General features: G+C 63.8%; 16 protein-coding genes and 1 tRNA gene. 10 read left to right on the forward strand and 7 right to left on the reverse strand.

What is annotated here, in order from left to right:
• Nucleotides 1–14 precede the first annotated feature (14 nt).
• Nucleotides 15–902, reverse strand: a complete 888-nt coding sequence (locus ACSU1G_RS01140) for an acyl-CoA thioesterase (protein WP_439278067.1) — start codon at nt 900–902, stop codon at nt 15–17.
• 48 nt (nt 903–950) lie between these two features.
• Here ACSU1G_RS01140 and ACSU1G_RS01145 point away from each other — a divergent pair, with 48 nt between their 5' ends.
• Nucleotides 951–1616 (forward strand): hypothetical protein, encoded by a 666-nt coding sequence (locus tag ACSU1G_RS01145; protein ID WP_439278068.1) that lies wholly within the window; start codon nt 951–953, stop codon nt 1614–1616.
• A gap of 5 nt (nt 1617–1621) precedes the next feature.
• On the opposite strand, the gene ACSU1G_RS01150 is transcribed toward ACSU1G_RS01145, so the two are convergent.
• From ACSU1G_RS01150 to pepN, 4 genes are all read right to left on the reverse strand, one after another.
• Nucleotides 1622–3280, reverse strand: a complete 1659-nt coding sequence (locus tag ACSU1G_RS01150; RefSeq protein ID WP_439278069.1) for an FAD-binding dehydrogenase — start codon at nt 3278–3280, stop codon at nt 1622–1624.
• A complete protein-coding gene (locus ACSU1G_RS01155) occupies nt 3277–3729 on the reverse strand; it encodes a globin (RefSeq protein ID WP_439278070.1) in 453 nt (150 codons plus the stop codon). Before ACSU1G_RS01155 ends, ACSU1G_RS01150 begins: the two co-directional genes overlap by 4 nt.
• Nucleotides 3726–4826: a mechanosensitive ion channel family protein gene (locus tag ACSU1G_RS01160; protein WP_439278071.1), complete on the reverse strand. Its 1101-nt coding sequence runs from the start codon at nt 4824–4826 to the stop codon at nt 3726–3728. Before ACSU1G_RS01160 ends, ACSU1G_RS01155 begins: the two co-directional genes overlap by 4 nt.
• 91 nt (nt 4827–4917) lie before the next feature.
• The gene (pepN, locus tag ACSU1G_RS01165) at nt 4918–7485 is read right to left on the reverse strand and encodes an aminopeptidase N (protein WP_439278072.1); all 2568 of its coding nucleotides are present in this window, start codon (nt 7483–7485) and stop codon (nt 4918–4920) included.
• Nucleotides 7486–7615: 130 nt separating this feature from the next.
• Between pepN and ACSU1G_RS01170 the strand changes: the two genes are divergently transcribed.
• The 6 genes from ACSU1G_RS01170 to ACSU1G_RS01195 all read left to right on the forward strand — a co-directional run bounded on the left by ACSU1G_RS01170 (nt 7616) and on the right by ACSU1G_RS01195 (nt 13901).
• Complete coding sequence (locus tag ACSU1G_RS01170) at nt 7616–8797, forward strand: ferrochelatase (RefSeq protein WP_439278073.1); 1182 nt, start codon at nt 7616–7618, stop codon at nt 8795–8797.
• 36 nt (nt 8798–8833) lie between these two features.
• Entirely contained in the window at nt 8834–9319 is a 486-nt protein-coding gene (locus ACSU1G_RS01175; RefSeq protein ID WP_439278074.1) for a ribose-5-phosphate isomerase, read from the forward strand.
• Nucleotide 9320: 1 nt separating this feature from the next.
• Nucleotides 9321–10364: an Fpg/Nei family DNA glycosylase gene (locus ACSU1G_RS01180; RefSeq protein WP_439278075.1), complete on the forward strand. Its 1044-nt coding sequence runs from the start codon at nt 9321–9323 to the stop codon at nt 10362–10364.
• Nucleotides 10365–10391: 27 nt separating this feature from the next.
• The gene (locus ACSU1G_RS01185; RefSeq protein ID WP_439278076.1) at nt 10392–11033 is read left to right on the forward strand and encodes an FMN-binding negative transcriptional regulator; all 642 of its coding nucleotides are present in this window, start codon (nt 10392–10394) and stop codon (nt 11031–11033) included.
• The gene (locus ACSU1G_RS01190; protein ID WP_439278077.1) at nt 11030–12508 is read left to right on the forward strand and encodes an amidohydrolase; all 1479 of its coding nucleotides are present in this window, start codon (nt 11030–11032) and stop codon (nt 12506–12508) included. Before ACSU1G_RS01185 ends, ACSU1G_RS01190 begins: the two co-directional genes overlap by 4 nt.
• A gap of 76 nt (nt 12509–12584) precedes the next feature.
• Complete coding sequence (locus ACSU1G_RS01195) at nt 12585–13901, forward strand: DUF222 domain-containing protein (RefSeq protein WP_439278078.1); 1317 nt, start codon at nt 12585–12587, stop codon at nt 13899–13901.
• 70 nt (nt 13902–13971) lie between these two features.
• Here ACSU1G_RS01195 and ACSU1G_RS01200 read toward each other — a convergent pair whose 3' ends face one another.
• A complete protein-coding gene (locus tag ACSU1G_RS01200) occupies nt 13972–14457 on the reverse strand; it encodes a Dps family protein (protein WP_439278079.1) in 486 nt (161 codons plus the stop codon).
• A gap of 140 nt (nt 14458–14597) precedes the next feature.
• Here ACSU1G_RS01200 and ACSU1G_RS01205 point away from each other — a divergent pair, with 140 nt between their 5' ends.
• Complete coding sequence (locus ACSU1G_RS01205; protein ID WP_439278080.1) at nt 14598–15137, forward strand: gamma carbonic anhydrase family protein; 540 nt, start codon at nt 14598–14600, stop codon at nt 15135–15137.
• 13 nt (nt 15138–15150) lie between these two features.
• Nucleotides 15151–15225 (forward strand) — tRNA-Ile (locus ACSU1G_RS01210).
• Here the strand turns inward: ACSU1G_RS01210 and ACSU1G_RS01215 are convergent.
• A complete protein-coding gene (locus tag ACSU1G_RS01215) occupies nt 15223–16071 on the reverse strand; it encodes a helix-turn-helix domain-containing protein (protein ID WP_439278081.1) in 849 nt (282 codons plus the stop codon). The two genes, ACSU1G_RS01210 and ACSU1G_RS01215, sit on opposite strands and share 3 nt — an antisense overlap.
• Nucleotides 16072–16172: 101 nt before the next feature.
• Between ACSU1G_RS01215 and ACSU1G_RS01220 the strand changes: the two genes are divergently transcribed.
• The gene (locus ACSU1G_RS01220; RefSeq protein WP_439278082.1) at nt 16173–16853 is read left to right on the forward strand and encodes an SDR family NAD(P)-dependent oxidoreductase; all 681 of its coding nucleotides are present in this window, start codon (nt 16173–16175) and stop codon (nt 16851–16853) included.
• The last annotated feature ends 17 nt before the right edge of the window (nt 16854–16870 follow it).

Here is a 16870-nt window from a genome sequence, read left to right on the forward strand (position 1 = left end):
GTGCGAAGCCCGCGCTAATCCGCGTCCGGCACCCGGATCATGATCTCCTGCGCGACACTGGCCGCGAGTGCGCCCTCCCGTGTGTAGACGCGTCCAGTGGCGAGTCCCCGACCACCTCGGGCGTTCGGCGATTCCTGCACGTAGAGCAGCCACTCGTCCACGCGGGCGGCGCGATGCCACCACATTGCGTGGTCGAGGCTTGCCACCTTCAGCCCCTGCGTCGCCCACGACACACCATGCGCGCGCAGGATCGACTCCTGGATCGTCATGTCGCTGAGATACGCGAGAACGGCACGGTGGAGCCTCGGATCATCTGGCATCGGGGCGCGCAAGCGCATCCAGACGGCCTGCTGTGCGGAACGGCTTCCGTCCACGGAGAGGTAGACCGGCTCGTCCAAATGACGGATCTCGACGGGCCGCTCAGCCAGCATCTGACCCATTCCGGCTCCCAGTACAGCGGCGAATCGTTCGTCAGAGTCGAGTTGCTCGGGGCCCGGTATGTCCTCTGGCATTGGTGCTGCGTGCTCGATTCCCGGCGCTTCGTCTTGAAACGACGCGATCATCGAGAAGATCGGGACACCATTTTGGTATGCCTGTGACCGACGGGTCGAGAAGGATCTTCCGTCATGAATACGGTCGACAGCAATCGTCACTCCACGTGTGGCATCGCCTGGTCGCAAAAAGTACCCGTGCATCGAGTGCACCGCCCGGTCCTCTGGCATGGTCCGTTCTGCCGCGATCAGCGACTGACCGAGCACCTGTCCGCCATAGATCCGCCCGGTCGGCATGCTCTGCGACTTTCCGGTGAAGATGTCTTCTTCCGTGCGTGCGCTGCTCTCATCGAGATCCAGCACGTCGATCAGATTGTCAACGGATGCCTGAGCCTGTGCGTCTACGTTCATGGCGCTCCTCCCGCGACCATCGATCGCATCGTTGATAGTTTAGAACGCGTGCACCAACGCCTTGTCCTCGCCGATTCCGATACCGCTCGAGATGTTCTCACCTTCGTCGGACGTACGGCACTGATTTCGGATGAGGGCGTGCGGCTGCAGGGCGCTGGCGGCGTCCTCGCGCTGACAGCCGCTGCGCTGGCACCGCAAGGACTGTTCGATCAGACACCGACCATTCTCGCGATGCGCGTCGTTCGTGCTGACCCCGATCTCGAATGCGACATCGTGATCGACGCGCTGACTGCGGACGATGACGAGCGGATGCTCCGACTTCCTGACACCGGGCTGTCACCCGCCTGGGCGGGCGTGGCGCCGCCTCGCGGCGGCTGGGAGCGCACGGGCACACTGGAGGCTGCGACAGTGGCACAGCGCGCGCAGTGGGGGATCTCTGCGGTTGCGCGCGGAGCTACTCCCGGCGCGGGTGAAGAAGCGGTACGCGCACTCAGAGCTGCGATCTGGGGGGAGCCGGATGAAGATCTTGCGGGCCTGCCGCGTGGGGTGGCTTTCGCCGCGCACGCCTTCGGCTTTATCTCCGGCGAAGAGGACGTCGCCGTGACTACATCTGGCCGGTGGACGCGCCTGGCCTTTAGCCGCGGACATGTGCTGGCCCGCGGGCCCATGGTCAGCGGTCTGACCGCGGTGCGCGGAACCGGAACACTCGCCTAGAGGTCTCAGCGCGCTGCAGCGCGCCCTGCTTGCCTGCCGGAGAAAAGGCATCCGCCGAGGAAAGTGCCCTCCAACGCGCGGTATCCGTGCACACCTCCACCGCCGAAACCGCTCGCCTCACCGGCGGCGTAAAGGCCCGGAATCACAGTGCCATCGACGTTGAGTGCACGCCCATCGAGGTCTGTCTTGATGCCACCCAGAGATTTGCGGGTCAATACGTGCAGCTTCACCGCGATCATCGGACCTGCCGACGGATCCTGCAGACGATGGGGAGCCGCGGTACGGATGAGCTTGTCGCCGCGATAGCCGCGCATCGAACGCAGCATCCCGATCTGAGCGTCCTTCGTAAAGTCATTCTCGATCTCGCGATCTCGCGCGACGACCTCTCGTCGGACCGCGTCGATGTCAAGTACCTCGCCGCCGTCATGTTGTTGCATCTGCGCGAGCAGGCTTTCCAGATCGTTCTCGACGATGAAGTCCTCGCCCTCGTCGAGAAACGCCTGCACCGGTCCTGTCGGACCCTTCGCCAGCCGTGACTTGAGTAGCAGGCGTACATCCTTGCCGGTGAGGTCGGGATTCTGCTCGCTACCCGACAGCGCGAACTCCTTCTCGACGATGTGTCGAGAAGTGACGAACCACGAGTGATCGTGCCCGGTCGCACGGAGGTGTTCAAGGGTTCCCAAAGTGTCGAATCCGGGGAACAGGGGGACAGGCAGCCGCTTGCCCGTCGCATCCAGCCAGAGAGACGAAGGACCAGGAAGAATACGGATGCCGTGAGCCGGCCACACCGGATCCCAATTGGTGATGCCCTCGACGTAGTGCCACATGCGGTCACCGTTGATCAGATGCGCGCCAGCAGCTTCCGAGACGGCGTGCATCGAGCCATCGACGTATGCAGGCACGCCGGTGAGCATATGTGCGGGCGGGGTGCCCAGCCGTTTTGGCCAGGCCGCGCGCACAAGGTCATGGTTTCCACCGATGCCGCCCGAGGAGACGATCGTTGCAGCAGCCGAGATCTCGAAGTCGCCTACCACCTCGCGGGAGGTGGGCACCGCGCGCTGCGCTGAACTGTTGGCGAGTCGTTCGCCGCGTGCGCCAACGACCGCGCCATTGCTGACCACAAGTTCCGTCACCCGATGCCGGGGGAGGACGGTCAGTGTTCCGGCGTCCTCAGCCTTGTGTACGGCATCCGCAAAAGGCGCGACGATGCCAGGACCGGTACCCCAGGTGATGTGGAATCGCGGCACCGAGTTACCCGGCCCGATCGCACCGTAACCGCCGCGCTCCGCCCAGCCGACCACGGGGAAGAACCCGACGCCGCGTTCACGCAGCCATGCGCGCTTCTCGCCAGCCGCGAACTGCAGATAGGCCTCTGCCCATTTGCGTGGCCAGTGATCTTCCGCGCGGTCAAACGCCGCGTTACCGAACCAATCCTGGGTGGCAAGCTCCAGAGAATCTTTGATTCCAAGGCGTCGTTGCTCGGGGGAGTCGATGAAGAACAGGCCACCGAACGACCACCAGGCTTGTCCTCCGAGGTTCGAGCGCGGCTCCTGATCGATCAGGATCACACGCTTGCCTGAGGCGGCGGCTTCGGATGCGGCGACAAGCCCGGCCAGCCCCCATCCGATCACTAGGACGTCTGTGGATAGGGGCGTAGTCGTCATGTGTTCTCCGTTGAATCCTGACTGCTGCTGCGGGTCTCGAGCGTCGGCCGGCCCGCCGGTGCGGGACCGATGCCTGACGACTCCATGGTGTTCACCATTGCATATGCTGCCCGCTCCAGGTAGTCCCAGAGTGTGGCATCGTGCAGCGGAGACAGCTGCACTTCATCCAGTGACGTGCGCATGCAGCGCAGCCAACGCTCGCGCGCATCCGGGTTGACGTGGAAAGGCTGATGGCGCATGCGCAGTCTCGGGTGCCCACGACGCTCGCTGTAGGTGGACGGACCTCCCCAGTACTGCACCAAGAACAGCGTGAACCGCTCAGCTGCGGGGCCGAGATCCTCTTCCGGATACATCGGCTTCAGCACGGGATCCAGGGCCACCTCGCGGTAGAAGCCGTCCACGATCCGCTCGAATGTGGCGTAGCCGCCGACCTCGTCATAGAACGTCATTCGGTGTCCTTCGGTGATTCGGGCTTCGGCGATTGCGGGTCCGGATCCTTCTTGCGCCAGATGCCGCGTGAAACCGGGGGAACACCGGTCACCGCGTTCGGGCGAGTCGTCGGAGGATTCGCACCACGCACGCGGCGCGCGCCCTCAGGGCCCGTGGGGACGACGGATTCGAGGCTCGGCAGGGCGAGTCCCATATCCTCGACTGCGTTCTTGAGGCGCATGCGCAGTTCGCGTGCGACATCGTCCTTCGCGTTAGCGCGGGTCTTCAGAACGACACGGATGACAATCGCTTCACCCGAGACTGATTCCAAGCCCCATACTTCGGGCCGCTCAATGATGCGCGTGCGCCACCTTGGTTCCTTGGACAGGCCATCGGCGGCGGCGAGCAACGACTTCTCCACCTCTGGCACATCGGCGTCGACGGGCACACCGAGGTCGATGATCGCGCGCGCCCAGCCCTGCGACATGTTGCCGATGCGGAGAATCTCGCCGTTGCGCACATACCAAAGCGTGCCGTTGACATCGCGCACCTGGGTGACGCGTACACTCACGTGCTCGACGACGCCGCTGGCGAGCCCGGTATCCACTACATCGCCGATGCCGATCTGGTCTTCGGCGACGATGAACAGGCCGTTCAGTACGTCCTTGACAATGTTCTGCGCGCCGAAGCCGAGTCCAGCGCCGACGGCGGCGGTCAACAGTGTGAGTGAGCTGAGCAGTCCAGGCGAGAGGATCAATACGATCAATAGCAGCGCGATCACGACGATCACGACGTTGATGATGTTCTGCAGGATCGATCCGAGGGTCCTCGTGCGCTGGATCAGACGCATGTCCGCGAGGGGTGAGCGCTCCAACGCCTGTGTGTCTTCGACATTTGCCTTGGACTTCGCGCCGTTGACGATCCGCCCGACGACTCGCCGGATGACGATGCGCAGTACGAACGCGATGACGAGCGCGGCGGCGATGACGATCGCGACGTGGAGTGCGGTCAGTCCAACATCACGGAGAACGGCGAGGAACCCGGTCAAAACCGTATCGACTTCCGGAGGGAGCGGATCGACCGGAGCATCGGAGGAATCAAACGGAGGGTTCAGCACTCTCTGATCCTACTGAGCGGGCCTCTGCGCTGGCTGGAAAGCGCAGCGGCAGAGGCCCGCTCGGGAGTGGCCCGATCCGTAGTGGGGCTGTTCAGTCGTCAGACTCGTCTTCCTCAGCATCGCGCGCCTGCGCCGCGAGCGCGCGCTCGACATCGGCCAGCCCCTCGCTTACCAGGCGGCGCAGTGCCGGTGCAGCATCCGTATTGGTGGAGAGCCATGCCCGCGTCGCATCGCGGAGCTCTGTATTGGCCAGCGACGTCGGGTAGAGGCCGACGATGAGGTAACTTGCGATCTGGTAGGTACGGGACTCCCACACCGGCAGCAGCATGTCGAAGTAGCTCTGCACGAAGTCGCCGAGCACGCCTGCGCTGTTCGGGTGTACGAAGCCGAGAGCGGCAGAACGCACGATCGTGTTCGGGGCATCGTCCTTCTCGACAAGCGTTTCCCAGGCGATCCGCTTGTCAGCGACCGATGGCAGCGCCGCGCGCGCCTGAGCGGCAAACTCCGCGCCCTTGGACGTGTTGTCTCCGGCGAGTGCGGCGTCGATAGAAGCGGCATCCGTCGCGCCAATCGACGCGAGTCCGACGAGTAGCTGCCAGGAGAGGTCGGTGTCGATCTCGAGCCCGGGCAGAGTCTCCTCGCCGGAGCGAAGCCGACCGATGATGCCGGCATGCTCCGTATCCACCAACGTGCTGGAGAACGCGGTAACGAACTGCAGCTGATTGTCGCTGCCGGCCTGCGCGCTGTGAGCGAGGTCCCACAGACCATCAGCGATCTTCCGGCGCGCTGCGTCCCTGTCTGCGGGCGTCACATACAACGTCGCTGCAGTGCGCAGCTGTGCGAGCGTGGTGCGTACCGTGGTCGACTCGGTCTCGCGGCCGATGTTGCCGAGAACCAGATCCAGATAGTCGGATGCAGGGCTTTCGGCGTCGCGAGTCTGATCCCAGGCCGCGCCCCAGATGAGTGAACGCGCGAGCGGGTCCGTGATGTCGCCGAGGTGCGCGATGGCGGTGGCCAGTGAACGCTCGTCGAGGCGGATCTTCGTGTAAGCGAGGTCGTTGTCATTGAGCAGCACCAGATCGGGGCGCTTCTGACCCTGGAGTTCCGGAACCTCTGTGCGGTCGCCGTCTACGTCGATCTCAACGTAGTGCGTGCGGGTGAGCGAGCCATCAGCGAGCGTGTAGAAGCCGACGCCGAGGCGGTGCGGGCGAATCGTCGGGTAGTCAGCGGGGGCGGTCTGCGTGATGGCGAAGCGGGAGATCACACCATCCGCTCCTTCGGCGATGACGGGAGAGAGCGTGTTCACTCCTGAAGTTTCGAGCCACTTCTTGGACCACGCGCTGAGGTCGCGGCCGCTGGTGGCCTCGAGTTCGGTGAGCAGGTCGGTGACCTCGGTGTTGCCCCACGCGTGCTTCTGGAAGTACTGGCCGACTCCGGCGAAGAAGGCGTCGATCCCGACCCAAGCGGCGAGCTGCTTGAGCACCGACCCACCCTTGGCATAGGTGATGCCGTCGAAGTTGACGTACACATCCTCCAGATCATTGATCTCGGCGACGATCGGATGTGTGGAGGGAAGCTGATCCTGGCGGTATGCCCAGGACTTCCCCGAGGAGTTGAACGTCGTCCACGCCTCGGTCCACTCGGTGGCCTCGGCCGTTGCGATCGTCGATGCCCATTCGGCAAACGACTCGTTCAACCAGAGGTCGTTCCACCACCTCATGGTGACGAGATCGCCGAACCACATGTGTGCCAGTTCGTGCAGGATCGTGACGACGCGACGTTCCTTGACGGCGTCCGTCACCTTGCTGCGGAAGACATAGGTTTCGGTGAACGTGACTGCGCCCGCGTTCTCCATGGCGCCGGCGTTGAACTCCGGCACGAAGAGCTGGTCGTACTTGGCGAAGGGGTACGGCACGCCGAACTTCGACTCGAAGTACGCGAAGCCCTCGCGCGTCTTGTCGAAGAGGTAGTCGGCATCGACGTGCTGCCAGAGGCTCTTGCGGCCGTACACGCCGAGCGGAATAACACGTCCGTCAGTGCTGGTGAGTTCGGAGAACGTCGATTCGTACGGGCCCGCGACGATGGCTGTGATGTACGAGGAGATGCGAGGCGTCGCTTCGAACCCCCAGGTTGCGGTGTCATTCGCGTCGTGCTTGATGGGCTCGGGGGCAGGGGAGTTGGAGATGACCTGCCATGCCGCGGGGACGGTCACAGTGAACTGGAAGGTGGCCTTCAGGTCGGGCTGTTCGAACACCGCGAACACGCGGCGGGAATCAGGAACCTCGAACTGCGAGTAGAGGTAGACCTCACCGTCCACGGGGTCAACGAAGCGGTGCAGTCCTTCGCCGGTGTTCGTGTAGGCGCAGTCAGCGTCGACGACGAGGACGTTCTCTTCCTGAAGGTTCGTCAGCGTGATGCGGGAGTCAGCAAACACCTCGTTCGGGTCAAGCTGCTCCCCATTGAGGGAGATCTCACGCACGTCGCGTGCGATCAGATCGATGAATGTGAAGCTTTCCGCCTTTGCGGTGAAGCGGACGACGCTGCGAGAACCGAAGATTTCGGCGCCCTTCGTCAGATCGAGCGAGATCTCATACGACTGTGTGTCGATGAGAGTCCGGCGCTCCTGCGCTTCAATACGGGTGAGGTTCTCTCCAGGCACAGCTGTTTCTCCCAGGGGTTCGGGGGCGCTACCCAGGCTCGACGCGGCTGGCGTCGACGGCAACCATGACAGCCTACGCCAGGACCGCACTCGGGCGACCGCGACTGCAAGGAGATGAAATGATGGAGGGGTGACTGTGCCCGATCAGATTGTCGTTCCGTTCGCTTCCGCTGCCGCCGCTACCGGTGCCGAGTTCGTCGAGACCCCGGTGGCCTATGACGCCCTGGTGCTCGCCAGCTTCGGTGGCCCAGAGGGGCAGGATGACGTCATTCCTTTCCTCCGTAATGTGACTCGGGGGCGCGGCATCCCGGATGAGCGACTGGAAGAGGTGGCCCATCACTATCGTCATTTCGGAGGAGTGAGCCCGATCAACGGGCAGAACCGTGAGCTGAAAGCTGCGCTTGAGGGCGAACTCGCCCGCCGCGGCATTGATCTGCCGGTGTACTGGGGCAACCGCAACTGGGGTCCGTTCCTCGACGAGGCGTTCACCGAGGCTGCAGCTGACGGCCACTGCACCCTTCTCGTTCTGGCAACCAGCGCCTACAGCTCGTATTCCAGCGACCGCCAGTACCGCGAAGACATCGCGCAGGCGATCACCAAAGCAGGGCTTGAAGAACGCGTCACCGCCGACAAGGTGCGCCTCTACTTCGATCACCCCGGTTTCGTTGCGCCCTTCCAGGAGGGCGTGGACGCCGCAGTGAGGGACTTCCTCGCACAGGGCATCGCGGCAGCCGATATCCACGTGCTGTTTTCCACGCACTCGATTCCCACGGCGGATGCCGAGCGCTCAGGCCCCCGCGATGTGGACTGGGGACCAGGCGGCGCATATGAGGCACAGCACCGGGCGGTAGCTGAGCACATCATCGAGCAGCTTGCGGCGGTCACCGGCGGTACCACCGTGCCTTGGCAGCTGGTGTTCCAGTCGCGCTCCGGCCCGCCCACGCAGCCCTGGCTTGAGCCGGACATCAACGATGTGATCGCTGAGCTCCCTGCGGCCGGCGCGAAGGCGGTCGTCATCGTGCCGCTGGGCTTCGTCAGTGACCACATGGAAGTGCTGTGGGATCTCGACACCGAGGCGACGGAATCGGCCGCTGAAGCAGGTCTTCCCTCTGTGCGCACTCAGACCCCCGGTGTGCACCCGGCATTCGTCTCGGGTCTCATCGACCTCGTGATCGAGCGGATTGAGGGAACGCCAGCATCCGAGCGTCCGCATCTCACCGCTCTGGGGCCCTGGAACGACGTCTCCCGCCCCGGCGACTGCGAGAACGTGCGCCTCGGATTCAAGCCCGCAGCCGCAGGTATCGCGCCCTGACGTGCGCAGGCTCAGGACGCTTCTAGGATGGTGAGCATGCGCATCCACATCGCCACAGACCACGCGGGACTGGAATTCTCCACACAGTTGCAGGACCACCTGCGTACTCTCGGGCACGTGGTCATCGACCACGGCCCGATCGAGTACGACGCGGTCGATGACTACCCGGCGTTCTGCATCCGCGCCGCGCAGGCCGTCGTCGCTGATCAGACGGCCGGCGTCGAGGCGCTCGGGGTTGTGTTCGGCGGCTCTGGCAACGGTGAGCAGATTGCGGCGAACAAGGTTCAGGGCATCCGCGCGGCTCTCGTCTGGAACCTGTCGACTGCCGAACTCGCGCGCGAACACAACGACGCCAACGTGATCTCCATCGGAGCGCGTCAGCACACATTCGAAGAGGTCGTCTCCTTCATCGAGCGCTTCATCGGCACTCCGTTCTCTGACGAAGAGCGTCACGTGCGACGCATCGGTCAGATCGCAGACTTCGAGCGCGACGGCTCGCTGCTTCCGGACCCGCGCGCCTGAGATGCCCGAGGGACATTCCGTTCACCGGATCGCTCGACAGTTCGATCGCAACTTCATCGGCAAGACGCTGCACGCGTCGAGTCCGCAGGGACGCTTTCTTGAGGGGGCGGCCATGCTCGACGGCCGTGAAGCGGTGAGCGTGAAGGCGGTCGGCAAGCAGATGTTCTTCGAGGTCGAGGGGGATCTCTGGCTGCGCGTGCATCTCGGGCTGTACGGCGCCTGGGACTTCGCCGGCGAGATCATGCTCGATCCGACGATCGCCTCCGCGAACGGCCGGATGGGGCAGACGAACCAGCGCGGCACGGAGCTTGATGCGCTGGATGGCGCGCCGATTCTGGATGACGCGATTCTGGACAGCGCGCCGATTCTGGACAGTGCTGGCGAGAACTCACTTGCATCGATCGGGGCGCCTCGGCGCACGCGCGTGCATGTTCGTATGTCTGAGCAGACCAAGGGGCTGGCGGACACAGATATGCACTGGCCACCGCCGGTCGTTGGGCAGGTGCGGCTCCGGTTGATGACCGACATCACCGCGGCCGATCTTCGTGGGCCTACCGCCTGCGCATTGCAGACGCCCGACGAGATGCTGGCGTCGGTGGCGAAGCTGGGGCCAGACCCTCTTGTCGGCGATCCTGTCGAGAACGAAGAGCGTTTCGTGCGCACCGTGCGCAAGAAGGGCACGGCGATCGCACTGCTGCTGATGGATCAGTCTGTCATCAGCGGGATCGGCAACGTGTACCGCGCGGAGATGCTGTACCGCGCGCGGCTGAACCCGCACACACCGGGCAAGATTGTGCCGGAGGAGCTGGTTCGCGAACTCTGGCACGATTGGGCGAGGCTGTTGCCTGTGGGTGTGGAGACCGGGCAGATGATGACGATGGACGATCTGTCGCCGGAGGGCTACCGTGCGGCGATGGCCAGCCGAGACGACAGACACTGGGTGTACCACCGTGCGGGTCTACCTTGTCGTACCTGCGGCACGGAGATCGCGCTCGAAGTGATCGGTGCGCGCAAGCTCTATTGGTGTCCGAAGTGCCAGGCCTGAACGACTTTTCGGTCTTAGGCTGAGGGTATGCGCCAGAATCCGAGTTTCGCGATGACCGATGTCACTGAGTTGCGTCGTGTCATCTCGGCCAATCCATGGACGACCGTGGTGGGGCGCGATGCCGACGGTATGACGGCATCGCACTACGCGGTCCTGCTCGACCCCGATCGGGATGATCTCACCGTCGTTGGCCATGTCGGCCGTCCTGATGACCTCGTCCTCGGACTGGGGGAGCAGGAGCTCCTGCTCGTGTTCCAAGGGCCGCATGGTTACGTCTCGCCGAACTGGTACGGGGATGTTCAAGCGGTTCCGACCTGGAACTATGTCTCGGTACACCTTTCAGGGGTGCCCGAGGTTCTTGAGACTGCAGAGAACCTGCGGGTGCTGGAGCACTTGGTCGATCATTTCGAGAGCCGCTTCCCCTCACCTCGGGGGATGTGGAAGTTGCCCAACGATGAGACGTTTGTGCGGCGGCTTGAATCAGGAACGGTCGGTTTCCGGTTGACGCCGACGCGAATCGTGGCCAAGCGCAAGCTCAGTCAGAACAAGTCCGACGACGTCATTGAAAACGTCATTCTCGAGCTGACGCGTGATGGCGAATACGCGAATCCTGCTCTCGCGGCAGAGATGCAGCGTGCCCACGACGCGAGGCTCAGTAAACGAGCATGACGGCCGTCGGTGACGCCGTCGCGATGATCCGCGAGGTGCGGATCGCGGGGCCAGGGCGAGAGTTTCTGATGGATGACGAGCCGGTCGACGTGCACGTGAGCGGTGGTCGAATCATCGACATCGCACCCACCGGCGCCCTGAAGGCGGCTGGCGAGGTACTCGAGGGGCACGGCGCCTGGGTCGTTCCTGGCCTGTGGGACCACCACGTACACGCGCTGCAGTGGGCACTGGGGTCAGAGCGTGAACAACTGGGTGCGACGGACTCCGCTGCCGAGGCTGCGGCGCGGATGGCTTCTGTTGCAGCGCTCACGGACGGCCGTCGTGTCGGCACCGGATTTCGCGATGCGCTCTGGCCGGATGATCCTTCGCTCGAGGTACTGGATGCCAGCACCGGAGATGTGCCGACGTATCTGATCAATGCCGATGTGCACAGCGTCTGGCTGAACTCCGCGGCGTTGCGTCGCGAGGGCTTCATCGCGACGGACGGGATGCTGCGCGAAGACGATGCGTTCGAGATCTCCCGGCGCCTGAACGCGGTGGAGCCCCTCCATGGCGACCGTGCGGTCAAGCTCGCCGGCGACGCGGCCGCTGCGCGTGGAGTCACCGGGTTCGTCGACTTTGACATGGCCTGGAACGCTGATGCGTGGGCGCGGCGTGTGGCGAGTGGCTTCGCATCCCAGCGGGTCGAGTTCGCGGTCTATCCGGCGGGGCTTGGCCGCGCGATCACGGCTGGTCTTCGCACCGGTGAGCCGCTGCCAGGAACGGGCGGCCTGGTGCATGTCGGTTCGTTGAAGGTCATCACCGATGGGTCACTCGGTACGCGGACGGCGGCGTGCACGCATTCTTATCCGGGAGACGACGCAGACTTCGGCGTGCTCAACGTCTCGCCCGATGATCTGATCGAGCTGCTGACCGCGGCGAGCGGAGCCGGCTTCGCCGCAGCGATTCACGCCATCGGAGATCGTGCGGTGTCATCCGCGTTGGATGCTGTCACCGTGACCGGCGCCACCGGCACGATTGAGCATGCACAACTGGTGCGGCACGTCGATATCGCACGGATCGTGCGGCTGGGACTCGCAGCGAGCGTGCAACCGCAGCACGCTGTGGATGACCGGGATCTCGTGGACGGGTACTGGGCCGCGCAGACGTCCATCGGATACCCGATGGCATCGCTGCTGCGTGCAGGCGTCGATGTGCGCTTGGGATCGGATGCTCCGGTCGCGCCGCTGGATCCATGGCAGGCGATTGCCGCAGCAGTGCAACGCACTGATGATGAGCGCGAGCCGTGGCATCCGGAGGAGCAGCTCACGATTGATGAGGCGCTGGCAGCGAGTGTGCGCAGCACGGTGAGACCGGGGGAGATCGCCGATCTGGTGCTCTGCGGTGCGGATCCGCGGTTGGCTTCCGCATCGACGCTGCGTCGCATGCCGGTGATGGCGACGCTGCGGGATGGTCGTCTGACGCACCTCGCTTGATTCGACTTCAACCTGACGTTGAAGGTTTCGGTCGTAGAGATATTCGAATGTCTGTGGCCCTGTGTTGAATGGTGATATGACCACTTCGGCGATGACGTCCCCAGTACTGAACGTGCTGCTGGACGACGTCGCGACGACATTGGGGTCGGTGGATCAGACGATCAATCAGATGATGGCGGTCAAGACTGCTCTGCTGGCGACAGCCGCGCGGATCGCGGATGACGAGCCCTTCGGCTCGGTCGACTCCCGCGAGATGTCGCACCGCGCCGTGGCGACAGAACTCGCCGCGGTGCTTCGGATCAGCGACCGTGCGGTGGAGGCGCAGATGGGCGACGCCGCGCTGCTGGTGAACGCCTTCCCGGTGACGGCAGCGGCATTCGGCGCAGGTCGCATCTCATACGCGCACATGCGGATCATTCTCGCAGCGGGCCAGCCGATCGAGACTGCGGAGGGGCGTGCGCGTTTCGAGAAGATCGTTCTGCCGCGTGCTGAGTCTGAGTCTCCCAACAGGTTGCGCCCCTTCGCGAAGCAGGCGGCCGAGCGGCTGCGGGAGGTCTCTTTCACCGAGCGCCACCGTGAGGCGCGTGAGCGGCGTGGCGTGTGGGTGCGCGAGGCTGACGACGGCATGGCCGAACTCGTGCAGTTCGGACCGAGTGCGTTGATTCATGCCGAGCATGACCGATTGACGCAGATGGCGTTCGCGCAGAAGACCGAGAACAAGCGGATCGCGAAGGAGTCCAAGAATGATGACTTCGCCGATGAACGGATGATGGCGCAGTTACGCTGCGACATTCTCAGCGACCTGATCCTCACCGGTGTACCGAAGGGGCACACCACCACCGACGGCCTGCTGGGAGAGATCCAGGCGCACATCGACATCACGGTGCCAGCGCTGAGCCTGACCGACCCGGATGGGTTGGCGGCGCCCGGTCATCTCGAAGGCATCGGGCCGATCGATCCGGAAACGGCGCGGATTCTGGTCGGGCAGACACCGGGATTCGATCGGGTGTTCACCGATCCAGTTTCGGGGACGGTGGTCGCGGTGGATCGCTACCGACCCTCCGCTGAAATGCGACGGTATTTGCGGGCGAGGGACCGACGGTGCCGTTTTCCCGGATGCCGCATGCTCGCCCGGCTGTGCGACGGCGATCACACGATCGATCATGCTCTGGGCGGGCCGACAGCACTGTCGAATCTGGCGGATTTCTGTCGACGACATCATGTGACCAAGCACTGCACTCCGTGGAAGGTGCGACAACTCGGCGGGGGGCTACTCGAATGGACCAGTCCCACCGGCAGGACCTACGTCGACCGGCCGCCCGGCGTCGCTACCCACGTCACGTTCGAGGACATCCAAGATCGGATGCCGGATCCGGATCCGGCGCCGTTCTGATCTGGCTCTTCCTCTTCAACGAAAATGGGGCACCAGGACGAATCCCGGTGCCCCATTTCTGGAGGAATGCTTACTCGGCGATGTGTGCGACGAGGAACCAACGGTCCTTCTCGAGGCCGCGCATGACCTCGATCGCGACATCCTGGCTGGTGAGGTCGATTTCATCGAGGCCCTCGATGGCCGCCTTGGTGTCGACCAGAATCGCGTCGATGTCGGCGATCACGTTACGGATCAGCGCGCTCGACTGTGCAAAGCCAGCCGGCACCTCGGATGCGGAGCCCTTCGAAGCGACAGCGCTCACGCGTGCATCGATCGGCAGGCCCAGAGCGACGATGCGCTCTGCTGCGGTGTCAGCGAAGGCGCCTGCGTGAGCGACGATCGTGTCGAACAGTTCGTGTACGCCGACGAAGTTGGCGCCACGGACGTGCCAGTGGGCCTGCTTCGTGTTGATGGTGAGAGCCTGCAGTCCAAGAACGACAGGGGACAGGAACTGGGCCGCGGCTGCGGCGACCGTCGGGTCGCTGGCTGTGGTGGAAATTGTCTGTGCCTTGCTCATTTTTGCTCCTCCAGAACGGCTGTTTCGTGCCTGATAGATACAACGTTACTCAGCCTCAGACATTCCGCAAGCAAGCTGAGGCTCGGCTTATCGGCTCTAAATGCCGCGGAATCATGCGGAAGTGAGGGTAGTCTCACCTCATGAGCATCTCGTCATCAGCATCCGTACTCGCCCTCCAGAACAAGACCCCGAGAATCGCAGACGATACTTTCGTCGCAGACGGTGCCCGTATCGTCGGCGACGTCACTCTCGAGGCGGGTTCGAGCGTCTGGTACAACGCGGTGTTGCGGGGGGATTCCGCCGGAATCACTCTCGGACGAGGCAGCAATGTGCAGGACAACGTGTCGGTCCACGTCGATAGCGGGCATCCCGTCGTGATCGGCGAGAACGTCTCCATCGGTCACAATGCGGTCGTGCACGGCTGCACGATCGGCGATGGGTCACTCGTCGGCATGGGTGCGGTCATTCTGAGCGGCGCGGTAATCGGCAAGGGATGCCTGATCGCCGGGGGAGCAGTGATCCTCGGAGGCACGGAAGTCCCCGACGGTTCCATGGTCGCTGGTGTGCCCGCGAAGGTGCGGCGCGAGCTCAGCGACGAGGAGCGCGCGAGCCTCATCCAGAACGCGGAGACCTATCACTCGCATCTGAGGGTGCATCAGGACGCGGTTCCGCTCGGATAGAATCGTTCCGCTAGGGGCGGTGGCCAAGTTGGTTAAGGCAGCGGGCTCATAACCCGACGATTCGTGAGTTCAAGTCTCACCCGCCCTACAAAGATGCGTGCCAGCTTGGCGACTGTTGTAAGCCGATCACGCGCAGGAGGTTGAGCTTCTGCTCATCTTCCGATCCAGGTTCAGTCGTGTAGACGACGATCCGCAGATCTCCGCTGTCGGGAATGCTGAGGATGTCGCAGTCGACGGTGATGTCGCCGACGAGAGCCGAATGGACGACCTTGTGGCTGGAGTGCTGCTTGGCGACGTCCGCTCGAGCCCAGAGCTCAGCGAAGGAGTCGGAAGCTGCTCGCAACCGCTCGATGAGTCCGCGCAGCCGGAGGTCGTCAGGATAGCGGCCTGTCACGGCACGTAGATCTGCCACGATCGCGGCAAGGAACTTCTCTTCACCTCCATCGTGGGTGACCAAGACATCGTGGCTGACGAACACGCGCCAGACGAGATTCGCCTCGTCGCCGGTGTGCAATGTCGGGTCTCCGAATAATGCTGCCCACAGCGGACTCGACCACAACAGATCCTGAGCGGCGCTGTAAATGGCCACTGGCAGGGAGCCGAGTCGCTCGACGATTCGCTGCACGCTGGGTCCGATGTGCATGGGGACGGAAGCGAGATTCGGGACGGCGGCACCGGCGAGGCGATACAGATGATCGCGTTCGTCGACTGTGAGCTGCAACGCCCTGGCCAGCGCCCCGAGCAGCTGAGGGGAGGGATTGGTCGCGCGTCCCTGCTCCAACCGCACCAAGTAGTCGACGCTCACGCCGGCTGTGAGCGCGAGTTCTTCCCGACGCAGTCCCTTCGTCCGGCGATTCGAGCCATGAGGAAAACCGAGCTGCTCTGGGCTCACCCGGTCACGCCATGCGCGCAGTACGGTCGCAAATTCTTCCACCCTTCCATCATGGGGCCGTTTCGTTCACTGTGGGTGGCACTGCCAGACCCACTGTCAAGCGGGGCCTGGGTCATCACTCACATCGCTGTGAACCTGGACACATGACAACAACACTCATCACAGGAGCCAATCGAAGCCTGGGTCTGGAGACCGCTCGACGGCTCGTCGAGGCGGGCCACACCGTCTACGCCGGGATGCGAGACCTGACCGCCGCTGCGGAGGCCGAACGGATCGGCGCGACCCCGATCGCACTGGATGTGACCGACCAGCACAGTGTCGATGCGGCGGCCGCAGCACTGCCCGCACTGGATGTGCTCGTCAACAATGCCGGCATCCTGGGGCGCAGCCTCGCGCTCGAGGATCTGAGCGCCGAAACCATGCGAGAGGTGATGGAGACGAATGTCATCGGCTTGGTGCGCGTGACGCAGGCATTCCTCCCGGCGCTACAGCGATCGCAGAACCCTGTCATCGTGAACGTCGCTTCCGGCGTCGGTTCTCCCCGGAAGCTTATGACTCCGGACGCGGATGAGTACCCGGTGAAGGCGGTTCCTTACGCCAGTTCCAAGGCTGCGGTGATTGCGCTGACGGTGCAGTACGCAAAATCTCTCCCTGCGTTCCGCGTCAATGCGAGCGACCCCGGTTACACGAGTACGGACTTCAATAATCACTCCGGTCACCAGAGCGTGACAGAGGGCACAGATGCAACGGTGATACTCGCCCAACTCGGCCTCGAGGGGCCTACAGGAGCGTTCTTCGACCGCTTGGGGCAGATCGAGTACTGACCTCAGCGATCGAGTAG

The sequence above is a fragment of the Microbacterium sp. A93 genome, from assembly GCF_051842835.1.

Coding starts and splice junctions, on each gene's coding strand:
- ACSU1G_RS01195 (WP_439278078.1), top strand. CDS start 12,585: ATGACCACTTCGGCGATGACGTCCCCAGTACTGAACGTGCTGCTGGAC.
- ACSU1G_RS01175 (WP_439278074.1), top strand. CDS start 8,834: ATGCGCATCCACATCGCCACAGACCACGCGGGACTGGAATTCTCCACA.
- ACSU1G_RS01140 (WP_439278067.1), bottom strand. CDS start 902: ATGAACGTAGACGCACAGGCTCAGGCATCCGTTGACAATCTGATCGAC.
- ACSU1G_RS01180 (WP_439278075.1), top strand. CDS start 9,321: ATGCCCGAGGGACATTCCGTTCACCGGATCGCTCGACAGTTCGATCGC.
- ACSU1G_RS01220 (WP_439278082.1), top strand. CDS start 16,173: ATGACAACAACACTCATCACAGGAGCCAATCGAAGCCTGGGTCTGGAG.
- ACSU1G_RS01155 (WP_439278070.1), bottom strand. CDS start 3,729: ATGACGTTCTATGACGAGGTCGGCGGCTACGCCACATTCGAGCGGATC.
- ACSU1G_RS01190 (WP_439278077.1), top strand. CDS start 11,030: ATGACGGCCGTCGGTGACGCCGTCGCGATGATCCGCGAGGTGCGGATC.
- ACSU1G_RS01205 (WP_439278080.1), top strand. CDS start 14,598: ATGAGCATCTCGTCATCAGCATCCGTACTCGCCCTCCAGAACAAGACC.
- ACSU1G_RS01150 (WP_439278069.1), bottom strand. CDS start 3,280: ATGACGACTACGCCCCTATCCACAGACGTCCTAGTGATCGGATGGGGG.
- ACSU1G_RS01200 (WP_439278079.1), bottom strand. CDS start 14,457: ATGAGCAAGGCACAGACAATTTCCACCACAGCCAGCGACCCGACGGTC.
- ACSU1G_RS01185 (WP_439278076.1), top strand. CDS start 10,392: ATGCGCCAGAATCCGAGTTTCGCGATGACCGATGTCACTGAGTTGCGT.